The following is a 17,272-nucleotide window of genomic DNA, read 5'->3' as shown; positions in this document are numbered from 1 at the left end:
GTGGCCAACCCCTTTTTGGTAAGCGGCTGGCGGGCGCACGATCGCCAAAGATTGGGGCGTGCGCAGCGCGATCACGGCGTGACAAGCGGCATATCGCCTTTTTTGACCCGAACGTCAAGACGCCGCGGACAGGTTCACCCTTCCAGCTCTGCCTTCAGCATCTCCAGCTCCAGCCACTGGTCTTCGGCAGAAGCAAGGGCAGCGCGCTTTTCGTCGATGATCGCGGCAAGCTTGTTGAAGCGATTGGGTGCGCGGTTGAAGAGGTTCGGATCGGCCATCTCGGCCTCCGCCGCGGCGATGGCCGCTTCCAGCGCAGCCATTTCCTTGGGCAGGCTTTCGAGAGCGTATTTCTGCTTGAACGACAGTTTGGCCGAACCGGAGCTGGCCTTTGCCTCCGGCTTGGCGTCCCGCTGCTCGCGCGCCTTGCCGGGCTTCGCAGCTTCCTTCGCTGCGCCGCGTTTCTGCGCCAGCATGTCGGTGTAGCCGCCCGCATACTCCAGCCAGCGTCCGTCCGCCTCGGGCGAGATCACGCTGGTCACTGTCCGGTCTAGGAAGTCACGGTCGTGGCTGACCAGAAGCACGGTGCCCGGATAGTTGGCGATCAGCTCCTGCAGGAGATCCAGCGTTTCCATGTCGAGATCGTTGGTCGGCTCGTCCAGCACCAGGAAATTGGCGGGCGTGGCCAGCACCTTGGCCAGGAGAAGTCTGGCCCGTTCGCCGCCGGACAGATTGCCGACGGGGGTTCGGATCTGCTCGGGCTGGAAGAGGAAGTCCTTGAGATAGCCGGCAACGTGCCGCGCCTCTCCGTTGACGACGACCTGATCGCCGCGCCCGTCTGTGAGGGCGTCCACGACGGCCACATCGTCACGCAGGCGCGTGCGCTTCTGGTCGAGAAAGGCGATGTCGAGGCGCGTACCCTGGCGCACATCGCCTGAATCGGGCTGCGTCTCGCCGATGAGCATCTTGAGAAGGGTGGTTTTTCCCGCGCCGTTCGGCCCGACGAGACCCAGCCGGTCGCCGCGCTGGATGCGGGCCGAAAAGTCTCGCACGAGAACCCGGTCGCCATAGGCCTTGCTGATGTTGCGTGCCTCGATGACCAGCTTGCCGCTTTCCCGCGTTTCGCCGGCACTCATTTCCACGGTGCCGACGGCACGCCGCGCATCGCGCCGGTCGGCGCGCATCTGGTGCAGGGCCGCAAGCCGGCGCTCGTTGCGGGTGCGGCGCGCGGTGACGCCGTAGCGCAGCCAATGCTCTTCCCGCTCGATCTTGCGATCCATCTTCTGCAGCTGGATCTCTTCCTCTTCCAGCGCCTTGTCGCGCCAGGCCTCGAAAGAGGCGAAGCCTTCGTTCAGGCGACGCGCCGTACCGCGATCGATCCAGACGGTGGCGTTGGTGGTGCGCTCCAGGAAACGCCGGTCGTGGCTGATGATGACGACGGCGCTGCGCAGGCCGCGCACCTCCTCTTCCAGCCATTCGATGGTGGGCAGGTCAAGATGGTTCGTCGGCTCGTCCAGCAGGATGATATCGGGTTCGGGCGCCAGCACGCGGGCTAGCGCGGCGCGGCGCGCCTCGCCCCCCGACAGGTCCTGGGGGCGGGCATCGGCCTTCAGCCCAAGGCCGTCCATCAGCCGCGTCACGCGCCACCGGTCGTCGGCAGGCCCCAGGCCGGCGGCAATGTAGGATTCGACGCTCTCGGCATCGCCGAAGTCGGGCTCCTGCGCCAGATAGCGCACCGTCGCGCCCGGCTGGCGGAAGACCTCGCCCTTGTCCGCCTCGACCAGCCCGGCAGCGATCTTCAAGAGCGTGGACTTGCCGGACCCGTTGCGCCCGACAAGGGCGATGCGGTCCTGCGGCAGAACGTTCAGCTCTACGCCGGCAAGAAGCGGCGTGCCGCCGAAAGTGAGTCGGATGCCGTCGAGGCGGAGGAGCGGAGGAGGGGCCATGGCGGCGTCATATCGCAAGGGCAGGCGGCTGTGAAGCTTGGCCGCGGCTCAGGCGATCCCCTTTGCCTCCCCCTCGTCGAGGTCGCGCTCCAGCGCTGCTTCCGTTTCCCCGGTGGGCCGCGAGAAGCGCGCCAGTGCAAGATAGGCGATGGGCGTCAGGAACAGCGTCGCCAGCGTCGACAGGCCCAGCCCGCCGACGATGACGTAGCCGAGCGACATTCTGGCTTCGGCGCCCGCGCCCGATGAGATGATCAGCGGCACGCCGCCGACGATGGTTGCGATCATCGTCATCATAACGGGCCGCAGCCGGATCAGGGCGGCCTCCTCGACGGCCTCGCGCACGCTGCGCCCCTGCTCGCGGAGCTGGTTGGCGAACTCGACGACCAGAATGCCGTTCTTGGCCATGATGCCGACCAGCAGGACAAGCCCGATCTGGCTGTAGAGGTTCAGGCTCTCGCCGAAGAGAAGCAGCGCATAGACCGCACAGGCAAGCCCGAAGGGCACGGTAACGAGGATGATGAGCGCCGAGACGAAGCTTTCGAACTGCGCGGCCAGGACCAGGAAGACGATGATGATGGCAAAGGCGAAGACGAGCGCAAGGCCGCTGGATGTCTGTTGCAGCGTCGCCGCTTCTGCCAGCGGTACGATCTGTACCCCGGCCGGCAGCAGGGGCCGGGCAAACTCGACGACATCCTGCCAGCCGTCGCCGATGGCATAGCCCGGCGTCAGGTCGGCCGACAGGCCGACGGCGCGGCTCTGGCTTTCCCGCGACAGGGTGGGCGCGATGGCTTCCTCCGTGACGGTTGCGATGGTCGACAGCGGCACGAAACGGCCATCGCCGGTACGAAGATGGACATTGCCGAGGTCGGCGGGGTCGTTCACCGGCACGGCGGACGAGATCAGGCGGATGGGAACGGAACGGTCTTCCACGAAGGTCGTGCCGATCTCCCGCCCGTCCAGCAGCGCCTGTACCGCCGTCGCCAGCCCGTCGATGTCGATGCCGAGATCCGAGGCACGCTCGCGGTCGATGGACACCGAGAGCTGCGGTTGCGTCGTATCGTAGGCAAGCTGCACGCGGCCCCAGCGCCCATCGTCGGCCATGGCGTCGCGCAGGCGCTCGGCCGTATCGGACAGGACGTCGTAGCTGATGCCGGTCAGCGCAAATTGCAGGCCGCGTCCACCGCCGCGGATGCCGAGGGAGTTGGGCTGGATCACCCGCGCCTGGACGCCCGGAATTTCGGCGAAGGCCGCGTTCAGCTCGTCGGCGATATCCTGCTGGCTGCGCTCGCGCTGGTTCCAGCCCGTCAGCGGCATCACCATGAAGGCCGAGTTGCCGGTGAAGACGCCGATCCGCGCGTAGACGCTGGTTGCCTCGCCATGCTCCACATAGGGCATCACGACGGCTTCCACCCGCCGCATCTGCGCGTCGAGATAATCGAGGCTGGCGCTTTGCGGGGCCGAGATCATCATCAGGACCGTTCCGCGATCTTCGGCCGGTGTCAGCTGCTGGGGGATGTCGCGATAGGCGATGGCGGCGATCCCCGCGAAGACGACCGAGCCGGCAACGACCACCAGCGGAAAGCGCAGCGACAGGCGAAGCAGCCGCGCGTAAAGGCCTGCAAGGCGGTTGCCGAGCGCCATCGTGCCGCGCTTGAAGCGGCCGGGGGCAACTTCCTGTTTGCGCGTCCCGATGATGCGGGATGCCAGCATCGGGCACAGGGTCAGGGCAATGAAGCTGGACAGGGTGACCGCCAGGGCCAGCACGAAGCCGAACTCCCGGAACAGTCCGCCCGCAACGCCGGGCAGGAAGGAGATGGGAACGAAGACCGCAGCCAGCGTGGCCGTCGTGGAGATGACGGCGAAGAAGACTTCGCGTGTGCCGACGACGGCCGCCGCCTGGGGTGTCAGCCCCATGTCGCGGCGACGCACGATGTTTTCCAGGACGATGATCGCGTCGTCCACCACAAGGCCGGTGGCCAGCACCAACGCCAGAAGGGTGATGATGTTGATGGAGAAGCCGGCAAGATAGATGCACGCGACGACGCCGATCAGGGCGATCGGGATCGTCACGGTGGGGATCAGGGTCGCGCGCATCGACAGGAGGAAGAGGTAGATGACGGCGACGACGATCAGCACCGCCAGCGCCAGCGTCAGCTCCACCTCGTGGATCGAGCCGTTGATGAAGACGGCCTCGTCGCTGATGACGACGACGCGGGTGCCGTCGCTGAAGCCGGCGTTCAACTCTTCGGCGGCGGCGCGGACGCCTTCGGAAATCGCGATCGTGGATGCACCGGCCTGCCGTACGATATCGAGGCCGATGCCGGTCTGGCCGTTGACCCGCAGCTTCGAGGATGCCTCGTCCGGACCGAAGCGGATGTTGGCGACATCGGACAGGCGCGTTGTCCTGTCCAGCATGACGTTGGCGAAGGATGCCGGATCGGCAAGGCTGGCGTCGGCCCGCACGACCAGCTTCTGCGTTGCCGATTCCAGCGCACCCGCCGGAACGTCCAACGACGCGTTGGCCAGCGCGTTCGACAGATCGCCGAGCGTCAGGCCGCGCGTTGCCAGCTCGTCGGGCCGTATGTCGATATAGACCTGCCGCTCGCGCTCGCCCGTCAACGTCACTTCCGCAACGCCCTCGACAGCCGCGATGCGGTTGGCGATCTGGTCGTCGACGAGGTCTGTCATGTCCTCGATGCGCATGTCGGGGGAAAGAACGGCAAGACGCATCATGGCGTCGGCATCGGCATCCGCCTTGACGATGCGCGGCTCGTCGGCATCGTCGGGCAGGCGATTGGCGATGGCGGCGACGGCGTTGGTGACGTCGCTGGCAGCGACATTCAGGTCGGTCGCGCTGGAAAACTCGATCACCACACGGCTGTTGCCGAGCCGCGAGGTGGACGAAATGGATACGATGCCGGGAACACGCGCGACGGCGCTTTCCACCTCGCTCGTCACCTGCCTGTCGACCGCCTCGGGGGAGGCGCTTTCGAACGTGGTGGACACGGTGATGACCGGCCGGTCGACATTCGGCAGTTCGCGGATTTCCACAGACTGCAGGGCTGCCAGTCCGGCAACGATGATGAGAAGGTTGAGAACCAGCGTCAGGACAGGGCGACGGATGAACAGCGAGGTGAACTTGGTGACCCCGTCGCGGACGCGGCCGCCGCTCATCGTGCTGCAGCCCGGCTGTCGGCAAGGCGGCCGGCCGGGGCAAGTCCGGCGCGGTTTCGCTCGACGCTGCCATCGCGGTCCACGGTGGGCGTCGCTTCCGGCGCATGGGGCACATCCGGGAGCGCCTCCGGATCTTCCACGCGCACGGGGGCGCCCTCGCGAAGCTGCTGCACGCCTTCGGTCACCACGGGCTGGCCCGCCCGAAGGCTTTGCGAGGCAACAAGGACGCGGTCAACGTTGCGCTCGATAATCTCGATCCGCGCCTTGCGCGCCTCTCCGCCCGCGACGGCCCAGACGAAGGGCCCGGCGCGCTCCCACTGGATCGCAAGCGCATCGACGGACAGGTAATCCTGGCCATTGAAGGCGATATCGACCGTAAAGGACATTCCCGGACGCAGGATATCGGAGCTGTTGTCGACCGTCGCTTCGGCGCGCAAGGTGCGGCTGGTCTCGTCGATACGATTATCCAGCGCGGTGACCTCGCCATCGTAGCTGCGGCCGGTCCGCGTCGTCGGCGTTGCGGTGACCGCGTGGCCGATGGCGATTTCCGGAACGAACGCTTCCGGCACCGAGATCACGACCTTCAGTTTCGAGCGGTCGTCCACTGTAGCCACAAGCGTGTCGCTGGACACGTAGCTGCCGGGCTCGATAGTGACGAGGCCGACGATCCCGCCGATCGGCGCCACGATGCGCCGGTCGTCCAGGCTGATCTCGGCGGCACGCAGGTCCAACGCGGCGGCTTCCGCGGCACGACGCACCTCGTCGAACTGCACCGATGTGATGGAGTTGGAATTGAGCAGCGCCCGATAACGCCGGACCTGATCCTGCGCGGCTTCCAGCGCGATCTTCGCCCGCTCGACGGCCACCGTCTCGGCGTCGCTTTGCAAAACGGCCAGGACCTGGCCCTGCTGGACGCGGTCTCCGGAGCGGAAGCGGATTTCGGTGATCAGGCCCGACGCATCGGGATGGATCGCAACGGTGGACAGGGCCTGGCCGGTTCCAATGACGCGCAGCCTGTCGCGTGTGCGGTCCGGCGTCGCGGCGTCGGTGACGACCAGCGTGCGCGACAGGGCATCGCCGGCGGCCACAGAGGTTGGACCGACCTTGTCTCCAGCCCGCGAAACGCTTTCCACCACATGGACGAGCGGGCCGGGCAGGGCCTCGCGATGCGACAGCAGGAAGCGACCGGGGGCCTCGAACGCCCAGAGGGCGACAAGTGCGAATACGGCCAGAACGGCGATGCTAGCCAAGGCTTGACGAAGAAGTGCCATCGGCGCCTTTCGTGCTGGAGTGTCGGGCGTCGCCGACGTTCTGGACTTACAATACCGCTGAATCTGGGTGCAAACGTTACGAATTGTTGCCGCAATGCGAAAAAGCCCGGCACTGGGCCGGGCTCTCTCGTGTTTGTGACCGTCGTTACTGCGCTGTCGCGCCGCTTTCGATCCGCATCGTATCGCGGCTGTCGGCATAGGTATCGCGGTTGTATTCCGGCGCCGCTTCCAGCTCGTCCTGCGTGAAGTCGGTCGTCAGGTACATGGAACCGCCGGAGTCCCGCATGAACTGGAGGTTGTCCATGGCAACGGCGACCGGCTTGGCGCCAATGCCGAGGAACCCGCCGACATCGACGATCACGGCATCGACCTGGCCTTCGGCCGTCAGGGCGATATCGCCGATGCTGCCGATGGAGCTGTCATCCGGACCGTAGACCGTCGTGCCGATCAAATTGTCGGCCGTCAGTTCGGCTCCGGCAACCGGCGTCAGGTCTGCCGGACGGCTGGTGCCGCCGGTCGAGGCCGTGGTGGTGGCGTCGGTCTCGGCCGGGGCGGCTGCCATGCCGGTGCCCGCCGCAGTGCCGGCGGCCATGCCGGTGCCAGCGGCCATCGTGCCACCGGTGGTTCCGGCCGGGCTCGTTTCGGTGGCGGCCGGCGCGGCTGCCATGTCCTCGGAAGCGTCGTTGTCGAAGGCCGGAGCCGCGTCGAGATCCTCACGGGTCACGACCAGGCTTGCATGCTGCTCGCCTTCTTCGTTGTTGGTCAGGGCGACGGCATCGAACGGGACGCCGACATTCTTTTCGCCGATGCCCAGGAAGCCACCGACGCCGACGATCAGGCCGGCGATGGTGCCGTCTTCGTTGATGACGAGGTTGTTGATGTTGCCGATATTGTCGGAATCGTTGGTCGGGCCGGTGTAGACGCTGTCGCCGACAAGGTCGTCAGCCAGATACTGGTCCGCTGCAAGCGTTGCCAGATACTCTCCGCCCATGCCGGTGTCGGCCGTCGTGGTGGCCGGCGTTCCCATGGTGCTATCCGGGGCCGGCGTCGCAGCCATCTCACCTGCCGGAGCCGGTGTCGCGGCCATCTCACCTGCCGGAGCCGGTGTCGCGGCCATCTCACCTGCCGGGGCCGGTGTCGTCGCCGTGCCACCGGCCGGGGCCATCGTGCCCGTCGTGGCGGCTGCCGTGTCTTCGTTGCTGGTAAAGGTCGGCGCGGCCGAGATCTCGTCGACGGTGGCGGTCAGCGTGGCCGTCGGCTCGTTGTTCTCGTTCATCGACCATGCGAACTTGTCGAACGGTACGGCAACATCGCGGGACTCGTCGCCCAGCGCATCGCCGGTGCGCAGCACGGCCGCCAGAACGGTGCCGTCGGCGCTGACCACGAGGTTCTGGATCTCACCGGCCTGCTGGTCCGTTGCGCCTTCCATCATGACATCGGCGCCAACCATGTCGTCGGACAGGTGCTGACCGGCGGACAATGCGGTGATGTAGTCGAAGGACGCTGCAGAGTGCCCGGCCGGTGCCGTTGCCGGCTCAGCGGCCATGGAGCCGGTTTCGGTAGCAGCGGGCGCAGCCTCGGTTGCTGCCGGCGTGTTGGCTTCCTGCGCGATGGCGCCGGTCGCGAGAAGCGTTGCCATGGCGGAAGTTGCAAGAAGTTTGCGTAGCATAGGTAGTCTCCCGTATCCGGTGATGCGGATGTGCGCATCCTGCGGTTTCGAGAGCAAAACCACGCTCGCGGCGGATCGGTTCCGCCATCACGGCGATGTCAGGCGAAGACGATGACGCCGAAAAGAAGCAGCAGCAGAATGCCGGCCAGAACGATGAAAATAAGGATCCTGGCCAGGCCGGCCGACGCACCCGCAACGCCGCGAAATCCTAGAAGGCTTGCGATGGCGGCGACGATGAGAAGTATGACGATCCACTCAAGCATGGCATCTCTCTTTCCTGCGGGGCCGTTCCCGTCCATGAAACGAAAGGGCTTTGCGCGCGTTCCGCCGCAGGCCGAGGGCCTGCGACTGAAAAGGGGTGCCTGACGCATGGACGTACATGTGATTCTGAACCGCACGGGCGGAACGCTGAGAACGACCAATCTGGATCTTCTTACCGCGCTCATCCGCGACGAATTCACCCTGCATGGTCACCGGGTCGAAATCGAAGTCGTGGACGGTCATGATATCGCCCACGCGATCGGCCAGGTGGCGGCCCGCACCGACATCGATGTCCTGATGGTGGGGGGCGGCGACGGCACGGTCAGCTGTGCCGCAGGCGCGGTTGCGGGCACCGACATCGCGCTCGCCATCCTGCCGGCCGGCACGATGAACCTGTATGCCCGGACGCTGCAGATCCCGCTGGAACTGGCGGCCGCCGTCAACGCATTGGCGTCGGGCATCGTCGTCGATGTCGATATCGCCATGGTGAACGACAAGCCATTCGTGCACCAGTTCGCCGTCGGCGTTCATGCGCGGATGGTGCGAATGCGGGAAAAGTTCGACTATGCCTCGCGCGTCGGCAAGATGTGGGCGTCGACCAAGGCCGTCATGATGACGCTGCAGAGCCTGCCGCTCGTGCGCCTCGACGTCGAGATCGACGGGAAACTCGAGAAGATCGAGACGCCCGCCGTCGCCGTATCGAACAACATGTACGGGGACGGCCATCTGCCCTTTGCCGACAACCCGAAGGGGGGCGCGCTCGGCGTCTATATCTGCCGCACCAAGGACAGGGCGGAAGTTGCCCGGCTGGCGTTCGATGTCTGGCGCGGACGCTGGAAGGAAAACCCGTCGCTGACGGTGCTGAAGGCACAGCAGGTAGAGTTGTATTATCCGGGCATCGCACGCGACAGGCGCGCCGTGCGTGACGGCGAGCTGGAATCGCTCGAGCCGAAGTCGGTTGTCAGCATCCGGCATGGTGGCTTGAAAGTACTGGTGCCCGACGAGGCTTCTTACCTCTGATGCCCTGAACGACAACGGGCGCCCAGGGCGCCCGTTGAATATTCCGATCAAGTCCGCCGGTCAGAGCGGCCTGTCGTCCGTATCGTCCGGCGCGCGTGCGTCCGACCTGTATTCCGGGTCGAGGCCGACGGATTCCGGGGTTCCATAGGTGTGGCCCCCGTCTGCCAGGAGGCCCAGCGCTTCGTTGATCTGTTCGATCAGCGGGTCGAACTCGCCGCCGCGATCCATTTCTTCCCTTGTGCCCAAGGTTTCGGCCATGCCGTGCAGGCGCTCTACGCGTTCCTCGATCGGCATCGTCGTATCGTTGACCAGATCCTCGATCTCCGCCTGGGTGAATGGCTGGCTGATGCCCGGCGTGTCCGCATCGTCACCAACAGCCGTGTCGACCGGCAGAATGGGGCTATCGTCGCTCGTGGTTATTCTGGACATGATGTCTGACCCTTCCTTTTACTGCGCCGGAGAGGTCGTCGTCTGGTTCGGGCTGACGACACCGCCACTGGACCCGCCGGCTGCCGGAGGCGGCGCCGAGGTTTCGACACCGCTGGATTGCGGGCCATCGATGTTCTGGTCCGGCAGGACCTTGCCGTAGATGCCGAGTCCCGCGAAGACGACAAGGCACAGGGCGAGGGCGACCAGAAGTATCGTGAGAGTGCGGTTACCCTTCACTCCCTGCTTGGCTTCGGTCGAGCGGATTTCTTCGGCCATGATTGTTTTCCTCTTCTCCGGTCGGTAAGCGACCGAACATTCCTTCGGAAACGAATTTCCCGGCTTTTCGATCCGTCACGAAACCTTCAGCAGGCAAAAAGAAAGCCGGCAGCGTTGGGCTGCCGGCTTTGAAAAGGTCGAGGATGGACCTCGCCAGTTGCTAACGCACGTTGCGTCTGGACGAGAATGCCCGAAGGCCGGCCCAGAGAGCGGCCCCGACGATCGGTATGACCAAGAGGCCTTTGCGACGCTTCACGGAATGCAGGATCAGCGGGAGGTTGCTGACGGCCGCGACGCTGGCAAAGGAGGCCACATCGCGCTGCAGACGGTCGCTGGCGCGTTCCTTGGGCGTGCGACCGATAACCAGAAGCACGACGTACAGAACGACCAGCAACATCGCCAGCCCGCCGGAGAAGTAAAGCGCTGCCGGCAGAGCGCCGACGCCCTGCGCCAACCACAGGAAGGCCGCGATCAGCAGGAAGAGCAAAAGGAAAAGCGCCACGATGGCCATCAGCACATAGATGACGGCCATCTGCTTGAGGCGGGCAAAGAAGATGCCGGCCTCACCAGTGACGACTTTGGCCAGGAACTGCCCGATCATCGATCAGTTTTTGAAGATGCGAGCGTAGAAGTAACCGATCGCGGCAGCGATCAGAACGGCCTTCAGCGGCTCGGAGCGAACGCGCTCGCTGAGCTGCTCTTCCAGCTCGCCGACCGTCTCCTGAGCCTGACGGAAATACTGCTCTCCGGTTTCCTTGATGTCGTCCTTCAGGGCGAATGCCTGTTCGCGCGCGTTGCTGGCACGGCTGCCCGCAAGGCCCTTCAGCGTTTCGGTGACATCGGCGAGATCCTCGCGCAACCGCTTCACCTGCGCTTCCAGATCGCCCTCGGTCGGGTCAGTGTTCGTGGATTCGCTGGGGTTGATGCTCGACATGAAATAAATTCCCTTCCGAATGAGCGGTCGTTATGCAGTTTGCACTTCCCCCGGATAATGCGGAGTGCCCGGTTCCGTTCCGGGGATCAGGCAGCCGGGGCGACGCCGATGATCTGCGAGGAGATCGAGTCGGGACCGTATTCTCCGTCGCCCTCGATGCCAAGCGTCTCGGCAAGGCGGGTACGGGCACGCGAAACGCGGCTCTTGATCGTGCCGACGGCGCATTTGCAGATTTCCGCCGCTTCCTCGTAGGAAAAGCCGGAGGCGCCGATCAACACGAGGGCTTCGCGCTGGTCGTCGGGCAAAAGGTCCAGTGCCTTGCGGAAATCCTGCAGGTCCAGATGACCCTGCTGCTCCGGGTGGCCGGCAAGCTGCATCGCGTGGATGCCGTCGACATCCTGCACTTCGCGGCCCTTCTTGCGCATCTGCGTATAGAATTCGTTGCGCAGGATGGTGAACAGCCACGCCTTGAGATTGGTGCCCGGCTGAAAGGTATGCTGCTTGTCCCAGGCCTTCACCAGCGTTTCCTGAACCAGGTCGTCGGCCCTGTCGAAATTTCCCGCCAGCGATGCCGCGAATGCGCGCAGGCTGGGGATTATGGAAATGAGTTCTTTTCTGAAGTCCGGGTTTTCGCTCATGGGCAATCAGTCTCCCATACCGGATTTCGGGCCGCCCTTTTCCGCGGCATCCAAGGCGTCGAGAAGCGACAGGAACCGATCCGGCACCGGCTCGCTTGCGACGTCTTCGTAATAGGCTTTGAGCCGCCGTCCGATGGCATTGCTTGCGCCTTGGGCGGTATCGTCCTTGCGCTCGCTGCCTTTGGGCGATTCCGCCGGCTTTCTCTGGTCGTCCATCAAACCTCGCATAGGCTGCTTCCTTCTCCGCTGGCCGCAGGGTTGCGTCGCGGTGCGAAGCCAAGCTGCCGATAAGATGTGCCCTTGGCCCCGATCAGCAAGACCGTCCGGGCCAGATTTGTTTCGTCATCCGCGACCGCGCGCGGGCGCCCGTTCACGATTTGAAAAAACTACTCTGGAAATCATGTAGGAACCGTTGGCATTTTTTTCGACAGCCCCATATCCGCGGCTGCAATCATGTCCTATTCCGGTCTGGTTGATCGGCACGAGGGGAGTTTCCATGTCGATGTCGTCGCGCATTGCGCCGCACATTCCTTATCTGCGCAGGTACGCCCGCGCGCTTACCGGTTCGCAGGCCAGCGGCGACGCTTATGTAGCGGCCGTGCTGGAAGCCCTGATCGCCGAGCCGAGCCTGTTCGACACGCAGGAAAGCCCGCGTATTTCGCTGTATCGCCTGTTCTCGTCACTGTGGCAGTCGCTGGAGGTGAACATCCGCGAGGACGCGCCCGTGTCCGCCTGGGAAGAGAAAGCCTCGCGCAACCTGCGTGCCATCTCGCCCCTGCCGCGCCAGGCTTTCCTTCTTGTCGCCGTGGAAGGGTTCACCACCGGCGAGGCCGCGCTGATTCTCAATACGTCCGAAACCGAGTTCTCCCGCCTGATCGACCAGGCGAGTGCGGATATCGGCCGTCAGGTGTCCACCAACATCATGATCATCGAGGACGAGCCTCTGATCGCGATGGATATCGAGCAGATGGTCGAAAGCCTGGGCCACGGCGTGACGGGCATCGCCCGCACGCACCAGGAGGCGATCAAGCTGTTCGAAGAGCAGAAGCCCGGCATGGTGCTGGCCGATATCCAGCTGGCCGATGGCAGCTCCGGCATCGACGCGGTCAACGATATCCTGTCGCGGGTGTCCGTCCCGGTGATCTTCATCACCGCCTTCCCGGAACGGCTGCTGACGGGCGAGCGCCCGGAACCGACCTTCCTTGTCACCAAGCCGTTCAACCCGGACATGGTGAAGGCGCTTATCAGCCAGGCGCTGTTTTTCGAGACCGACAAGAAGGCGGCTGCCTGACGTGGGACACTCCCGAAACTGTGCCGGCGTCGCTGTACGTTGGGCGGCCCGTCGCAGTTTCGAACGGGGCTAGGATGGTCGCTTACAAAGCCCTTCGCGCGTTGAAGAACACCGAGATGGCGCTTTTCGCGCAGGATCTCGACATGCGCTATCTGTGGCTTTTCAATGCCGACAATTCCTGGCTGGCTTCCGCCGCCAACGGGCTGCGCGATTCCGATTTCCTGCAGGAAGCCGCCGCCGAGCGCTGCGATGTCATCAAGCGCACGGTCCTGGAGAGCGGCAAGCCGGCACGGTTCGAGCTGCAGATCGCAGATGCGGAACAGCCGCGCTGGTTCGATGTACGGGTGGATGTCGACCGGGACGATACGGGGGCGGTGATCGGCCTTGTCGGAACATCGCTCGAAATCACCGAGCAGAAGCGGCGTGAAGATACGCTGAAATCCCTGCTCCGCGAGCTTTCGCACCGGTCCAAGAACCTTCTGGCGATTATCCAGAGCCTGGCCAGCCAGACGGCGCGCCACTCGATCACCGTGCCGGAATTCCTGGTGCGTTTTCGCGGGCGCATCCAGTCTCTCTCGGCCTCGCAGGATATCGTGACCGATGCCGACTGGCGCGGCGCCGGCCTGTCCATGCTGGTCGCCAGCCAGGTCGAGCGGTATGCACCGGAAGGCATGCGGCAGGTTCACCTGGCCGGCCCGGAAATCTACCTTTCCCCCACCGCCGCGCTGCATGTCGGGCTTGCCCTGCATGAGCTTGCGGTGAACGCGGCCTCCTACGGCTCCCTGTCCGTGCATGGCGGGATCGTGGACATCACCGTGGATGTCGCACAGGATCAGGATGCGCGATATCTGATCCTGCACTGGCAGGAAATGAACGGACCGCATGTGGGCGAGCGGAGCGATACGCGGTTCGGCACGTCGACGCTGGAGCGGATCGTCCCCAATTCCGTCGGCGGCGAAGCCGAATTGAGCTACCAGCCCGAGGGGCTTCGCTACAATCTGCGCATCCCCGACACGCATTTCGAAGTGGTCGAGCAGCGCAAAGCTGTGTGAACCCGCCAGAGCGCACTTTAATCCTGCCACGTATTCGTGACAGAAGTCCCCGAGGGACGAAGCTCAAGAGGCAATTCACCATGAAGACATTCGTTGTACTCGGCGTTTCCGCCGCAATGCTGGCATTGGCCGGCTGCCAGACGCCGAACCAGGATATCGTTGCTCCTGCGGCAGTGGGCGGCCTTGGCGGAGCTGCAATCGGCGCCGCCGTCGGCGGCGACGTGCAGGGCGCGCTGATCGGCGGCGCACTCGGCGCGGCGGGCGGCGCCCTTGTCGGCGCGGCCACCAGCCGCCCTGGCGAGTGCGTCTATCGCGATGGCCGTGGCCAGCGCTATGTGGCTAGCTGCCCGGCCGGCTACCGCTGATCCGCCTGCGGATTTTCCGACATCGTCATGCGGCGCCTTCGGGCGCCGCATTGCTTTTGGCCTGGCGTGCCAACTCCACGAAGGCCATGTGGTAGTCCTTGCCCGTATCGATCATCCGGTCGAATTCGATGCGGCAGACATCGTCCGCGCGGACGCAATCGAAGCCATGGCGGTCGATGGTGCCGATGAGCCAGCCCGTGCCAGCGCCGCCGGCCTGATGCACCATGCGCTCCGTCGCATCGGAATGATCCTCGTTCATGTGCGTGGAGACACGCAGTTCCGCGTCGACGATCCCGGCTTCGACTTCCTCCGTCAGGTCGCCGCGTGACATTTCGTGCGCACGGCCGAAGCCGCCATTGAGGGAGGCGCTCGTCAGAGCGATCCGCCAGAAGGAAAAATCCGGAAAATCCACATAAAGCTTCGCCTTCGGCTGCCGCGCCAGAAAGCGGCGCCGGACACGCTCGTAGTCGGCATGGTGCGCATCGATCTTCTCGGCGCGGCCGCGTGCCGACAGCCGCGCATGTGCCAGGGGATCGCCTTTCCCGGGGGTGCCGAACAGCAGGCAGGCGCGCGGGTCGGCAGCAAGCGCCGCCGCATGTGAAGCCAGCGTCGAGACCAGGATGACCGGATCGCCGGTGATGTCGGGCGCAACCAGAACCCGGCTTGCCAGTGGCCAGCCGTCGCTGGCGTCCAGGCTGGCCATCGTGGCATGACGCGCCGTCCGGACGAGGTTGCGCGCCTGCCGGCGCGTTTCGTCGGTTACCGGTTGAAGCACGCTTTGTGTCTCGGCCATCGCCATCTCCATAACTTGATCGCCACGCTCATATATCATTTTTTGGAGAAATCCCCCTGAACTTCGCACGGGCCGATCATAAGTTGGAAAACGCGCGCCAAAGTCTCTAAAGCCTTGGGTCCGCGTTTCGAGCCATAGGGGAGAGCCGCCTCGTGAATGCCGCCTTGAAAGACATGATCCTGAATACGCTCCGCCGGCTGCCGGCACCGGACGGTGGCGCCGACATCGTTTCGCGCGGGATGGTGTCCGATATCTTCGTGGCGGACGGCAAGGCGTTCTTTTCGCTGACCGTGCCGGCCAGCGAGGCCGAGCGATTCGAACCGATGCGCCAGGAGATCGAGCGCCGGGTCTCCGCGCTCGAGGGGGTTTCTTCAGCCATGGTGGCCTTGACGGCAGAGCGCAGCGCCGGCGGCGCCCAGCCCGCACCGGCGCGCCCTTCGGCGCAACCGCCAGCCCATGGCCATAGCCATAACCACGGGCAAGGCAACGCGCCCCGTGGCGGCGGTAAGCCGGGGGTTCCGGGCATCGGGCAGATCATCGCCGTCGCGTCGGGCAAGGGCGGCGTCGGCAAATCCACCACCGCGGTCAATCTGGCCCTCGGGCTGGCCGCCGCCGGCAAGCGCGTCGGCCTTCTGGACGCCGACATCTACGGCCCATCGGTGCCGCGGCTGATGGGGCTGAAGGGCAAGCCGCAGACCGTCGGTGGCCGGACGCTGGTTCCGATGGAGGCCTATGGGCTGAAGACCATGTCCATGGGCTATCTTGTGGAAGAGGACACCCCCATGATCTGGCGCGGGCCGATGGTCATGTCGGCCCTGACCCAGTTGCTGCGGGAAGTGGAGTGGGCCCCGCTGGACATCCTCGTCGTCGACATGCCGCCCGGCACTGGCGATGCGCAGTTGACGATGGCGCAGCAGGTTCCGCTGGCCGGAGCGGTGATCGTCTCGACGCCGCAGGACCTTGCCCTGATCGATGCGCGCAAGGGCCTTGCGATGTTCCGCAAGGTGGAGGTTCCGCTGCTCGGCATCGTGGAAAACATGAGCTACTTCATCGCCCCCGATACAGGCCGCCGCTACGACATCTTCGGCCATGGCGGGGCAAAGGCGGAGGCCGCAAGGCTTGGCGTGCCTTTCCTGGGCGAGGTGCCGCTGGAGATGGGCATTCGGGAAAGCTCCGACACAGGCCGTCCTGTCGTGGCGACGGAGCCGGACAGCGTGTCCGCCGCCACCTACCGCGACATCGCGGCCAAGGTGCTTGCCCAGTTGGAAGGGCATGCGGCGCCCGCCGCCCCGACCATCCTGTTCGAGTAGCCGCCGCGCTTAGAAGCGGTAGGTTACGCCAAGGGCCGGGCCTTGCAGCGTCGTATCGAAGACGTGGCCATCCGCCGCGTAGTCGACGTCCAGCACCTTGTACCCTGCCGATACGGACACATGCTCCGTGAGCTCGTAATTGAGCGTGCCGAGCGCCTGCCACGTCTTTTCGGCGCCAGCGCCGAAGCCCCCGACATCGGCCTGGATCTGCAAGGACAGCCGATCCGCCAACTGCACGAAGGCGCGGGCGCCGACGATCGGGTCTACCCAGGAAAAGCTTTCCTCATAGGAGGCTGCGCCGATGGGCGTGACAACGCGCACGGCGTTGGAGATGTCCCAGGCCCGAATGCCCGCCAGCAGCGCAAAGTTGATGTCCGGCGTGGCGTAGAGCTGATAGCCGCCCATCAATGTGCCGGAGAACTGGCGCGAGTCGACGGAGACGTCGAATGTCGGAACCTGCCCGATCACCGGCAGGCTGCCGACCTGCCGCGCGTCGGTGGTGTCGACATAGAGCAGGTCGCCGACGGCAACGAAGCGGTCGTAGCGCCCGTAGACATTCAGGAAGGCAGCGACGTTCAAATCTTCCAGCACGTCGGAAAAGGATTTTTCGATGCCGATGGTCGGTGCCCGGCGAAAGGGCGAGATATCGCCCTTCAGGCCAGCCGCCCAGACATAGGGGGTCACCTGCAGCGCCCAGTCGGTCTGCGAATCTTCGGCGTGGGCAGCGCCCGTGCCGCCGGCAGGCAGAGCCAACGCCAGCATGGGCACGATCCATCTTATCTGCCGCATTGCTTGTCTACCCCCATCGCTTGCCCCGCCGCCGGCAACCCTAGCCGAAAACCGTGC

The 17,272-nt window shown here is 65.0% G+C and carries 18 protein-coding genes; 5 read left to right on the top strand and 13 right to left on the bottom strand.

The annotated features are described in order from the left end of the window. Window positions 1-134 precede the first annotated feature (134 nt). The 5 genes from AUL31_RS06820 to AUL31_RS19950 form a co-directional block, all read right to left on the bottom strand. Window positions 135-1,943, bottom strand: coding sequence for an ABC-F family ATP-binding cassette domain-containing protein (locus AUL31_RS06820; protein WP_060603367.1), 1,809 nt, complete (start codon window positions 1,941-1,943; stop codon window positions 135-137). Window positions 1,944-1,991: 48 nt separating this feature from the next. Then, window positions 1,992-5,117 carry an efflux RND transporter permease subunit gene (locus AUL31_RS06815; RefSeq protein WP_060603362.1) on the bottom strand — a complete coding sequence of 1,042 codons (3,126 nt, stop codon included), beginning with the start codon at window positions 5,115-5,117 and terminating at the stop codon, window positions 1,992-1,994. Beyond that, window positions 5,114-6,388: an efflux RND transporter periplasmic adaptor subunit gene (locus tag AUL31_RS06810; RefSeq protein ID WP_060603358.1), complete on the bottom strand. Its 1,275-nt coding sequence runs from the start codon at window positions 6,386-6,388 to the stop codon at window positions 5,114-5,116. The genes AUL31_RS06815 and AUL31_RS06810 overlap by 4 nt, the downstream gene beginning before the upstream one ends. Window positions 6,389-6,533: 145 nt before the next feature. Then, window positions 6,534-8,057: a PRC-barrel domain-containing protein gene (locus tag AUL31_RS06805; RefSeq protein ID WP_060603355.1), complete on the bottom strand. Its 1,524-nt coding sequence runs from the start codon at window positions 8,055-8,057 to the stop codon at window positions 6,534-6,536. A 98-nt stretch (window positions 8,058-8,155) separates the two neighbouring features. Beyond that, on the bottom strand, window positions 8,156-8,320 hold the full coding sequence (locus AUL31_RS19950; protein ID WP_039190789.1) for a DUF1328 family protein: 165 nt from the start codon (window positions 8,318-8,320) through the stop codon (window positions 8,156-8,158). Window positions 8,321-8,426: 106 nt separating this feature from the next. Between AUL31_RS19950 and AUL31_RS06800 the strand changes: the two genes are divergently transcribed. After that, the gene (locus AUL31_RS06800) at window positions 8,427-9,338 is read left to right on the top strand and encodes a diacylglycerol/lipid kinase family protein (RefSeq protein WP_060603352.1); all 912 of its coding nucleotides are present in this window, start codon (window positions 8,427-8,429) and stop codon (window positions 9,336-9,338) included. Between the two features lie 60 nt (window positions 9,339-9,398). Here the strand turns inward: AUL31_RS06800 and AUL31_RS06795 are convergent, their stop codons facing one another. The 6 genes from AUL31_RS06795 to AUL31_RS06770 form a co-directional block, all read right to left on the bottom strand. Further along, the gene (locus tag AUL31_RS06795) at window positions 9,399-9,767 is read right to left on the bottom strand and encodes a hypothetical protein (RefSeq protein ID WP_060603348.1); all 369 of its coding nucleotides are present in this window, start codon (window positions 9,765-9,767) and stop codon (window positions 9,399-9,401) included. 18 nt (window positions 9,768-9,785) lie between these two features. After that, the gene (locus tag AUL31_RS06790; RefSeq protein WP_060603344.1) at window positions 9,786-10,043 is read right to left on the bottom strand and encodes a hypothetical protein; all 258 of its coding nucleotides are present in this window, start codon (window positions 10,041-10,043) and stop codon (window positions 9,786-9,788) included. Between the two features lie 160 nt (window positions 10,044-10,203). Beyond that, a complete protein-coding gene (locus tag AUL31_RS06785; RefSeq protein ID WP_060603341.1) occupies window positions 10,204-10,644 on the bottom strand; it encodes a hypothetical protein in 441 nt (146 codons plus the stop codon). Window positions 10,645-10,647: 3 nt separating this feature from the next. Beyond that, a complete protein-coding gene (locus tag AUL31_RS06780) occupies window positions 10,648-10,977 on the bottom strand; it encodes a DUF883 family protein (RefSeq protein WP_060603338.1) in 330 nt (109 codons plus the stop codon). A gap of 86 nt (window positions 10,978-11,063) precedes the next feature. Continuing rightward, entirely contained in the window at window positions 11,064-11,615 is a 552-nt protein-coding gene (locus tag AUL31_RS06775; RefSeq protein ID WP_039188935.1) for a sigma-70 family RNA polymerase sigma factor, read from the bottom strand. A 6-nt stretch (window positions 11,616-11,621) separates the two neighbouring features. Then, window positions 11,622-11,831, bottom strand: coding sequence for a NepR family anti-sigma factor (locus AUL31_RS06770; protein ID WP_060603333.1), 210 nt, complete (start codon window positions 11,829-11,831; stop codon window positions 11,622-11,624). Window positions 11,832-12,111: 280 nt separating this feature from the next. On the opposite strand from AUL31_RS06770, the gene AUL31_RS06765 reads away from it, so the two are divergent. The 3 genes from AUL31_RS06765 (at window position 12,112) to AUL31_RS06755 (ending at window position 14,323) form a co-directional block, all read left to right on the top strand. Then, complete coding sequence (locus tag AUL31_RS06765; protein WP_060603330.1) at window positions 12,112-12,906, top strand: response regulator; 795 nt, start codon at window positions 12,112-12,114, stop codon at window positions 12,904-12,906. A 74-nt stretch (window positions 12,907-12,980) separates the two neighbouring features. Then, entirely contained in the window at window positions 12,981-13,958 is a 978-nt protein-coding gene (locus AUL31_RS06760; RefSeq protein ID WP_060603328.1) for a sensor histidine kinase, read from the top strand. 80 nt (window positions 13,959-14,038) lie between these two features. Next, window positions 14,039-14,323, top strand: a complete 285-nt coding sequence (locus AUL31_RS06755; RefSeq protein ID WP_060603325.1) for a glycine zipper domain-containing protein — start codon at window positions 14,039-14,041, stop codon at window positions 14,321-14,323. A gap of 25 nt (window positions 14,324-14,348) precedes the next feature. On the opposite strand, the gene AUL31_RS06750 is transcribed toward AUL31_RS06755, so the two are convergent. After that, window positions 14,349-15,116, bottom strand: a complete 768-nt coding sequence (locus tag AUL31_RS06750) for a HugZ family pyridoxamine 5'-phosphate oxidase (protein ID WP_073469246.1) — start codon at window positions 15,114-15,116, stop codon at window positions 14,349-14,351. Window positions 15,117-15,268: 152 nt separating this feature from the next. On the opposite strand from AUL31_RS06750, the gene AUL31_RS06745 reads away from it, so the two are divergent. After that, a complete protein-coding gene (locus AUL31_RS06745) occupies window positions 15,269-16,426 on the top strand; it encodes an Mrp/NBP35 family ATP-binding protein (RefSeq protein ID WP_409359947.1) in 1,158 nt (385 codons plus the stop codon). A 9-nt stretch (window positions 16,427-16,435) separates the two neighbouring features. Here the strand turns inward: AUL31_RS06745 and AUL31_RS06740 are convergent, their stop codons facing one another. Then, entirely contained in the window at window positions 16,436-17,215 is a 780-nt protein-coding gene (locus tag AUL31_RS06740; RefSeq protein ID WP_244489337.1) for a hypothetical protein, read from the bottom strand. Window positions 17,216-17,272 lie beyond the last annotated feature (57 nt).

Origin of the sequence: Aureimonas altamirensis, assembly GCF_001463885.1 — a bacterium.
Lineage (GTDB): Bacteria > Pseudomonadota > Alphaproteobacteria > Rhizobiales > Rhizobiaceae > Aureimonas > Aureimonas altamirensis.
This window is presented reverse-complemented; position numbering and strand designations above follow the sequence as displayed.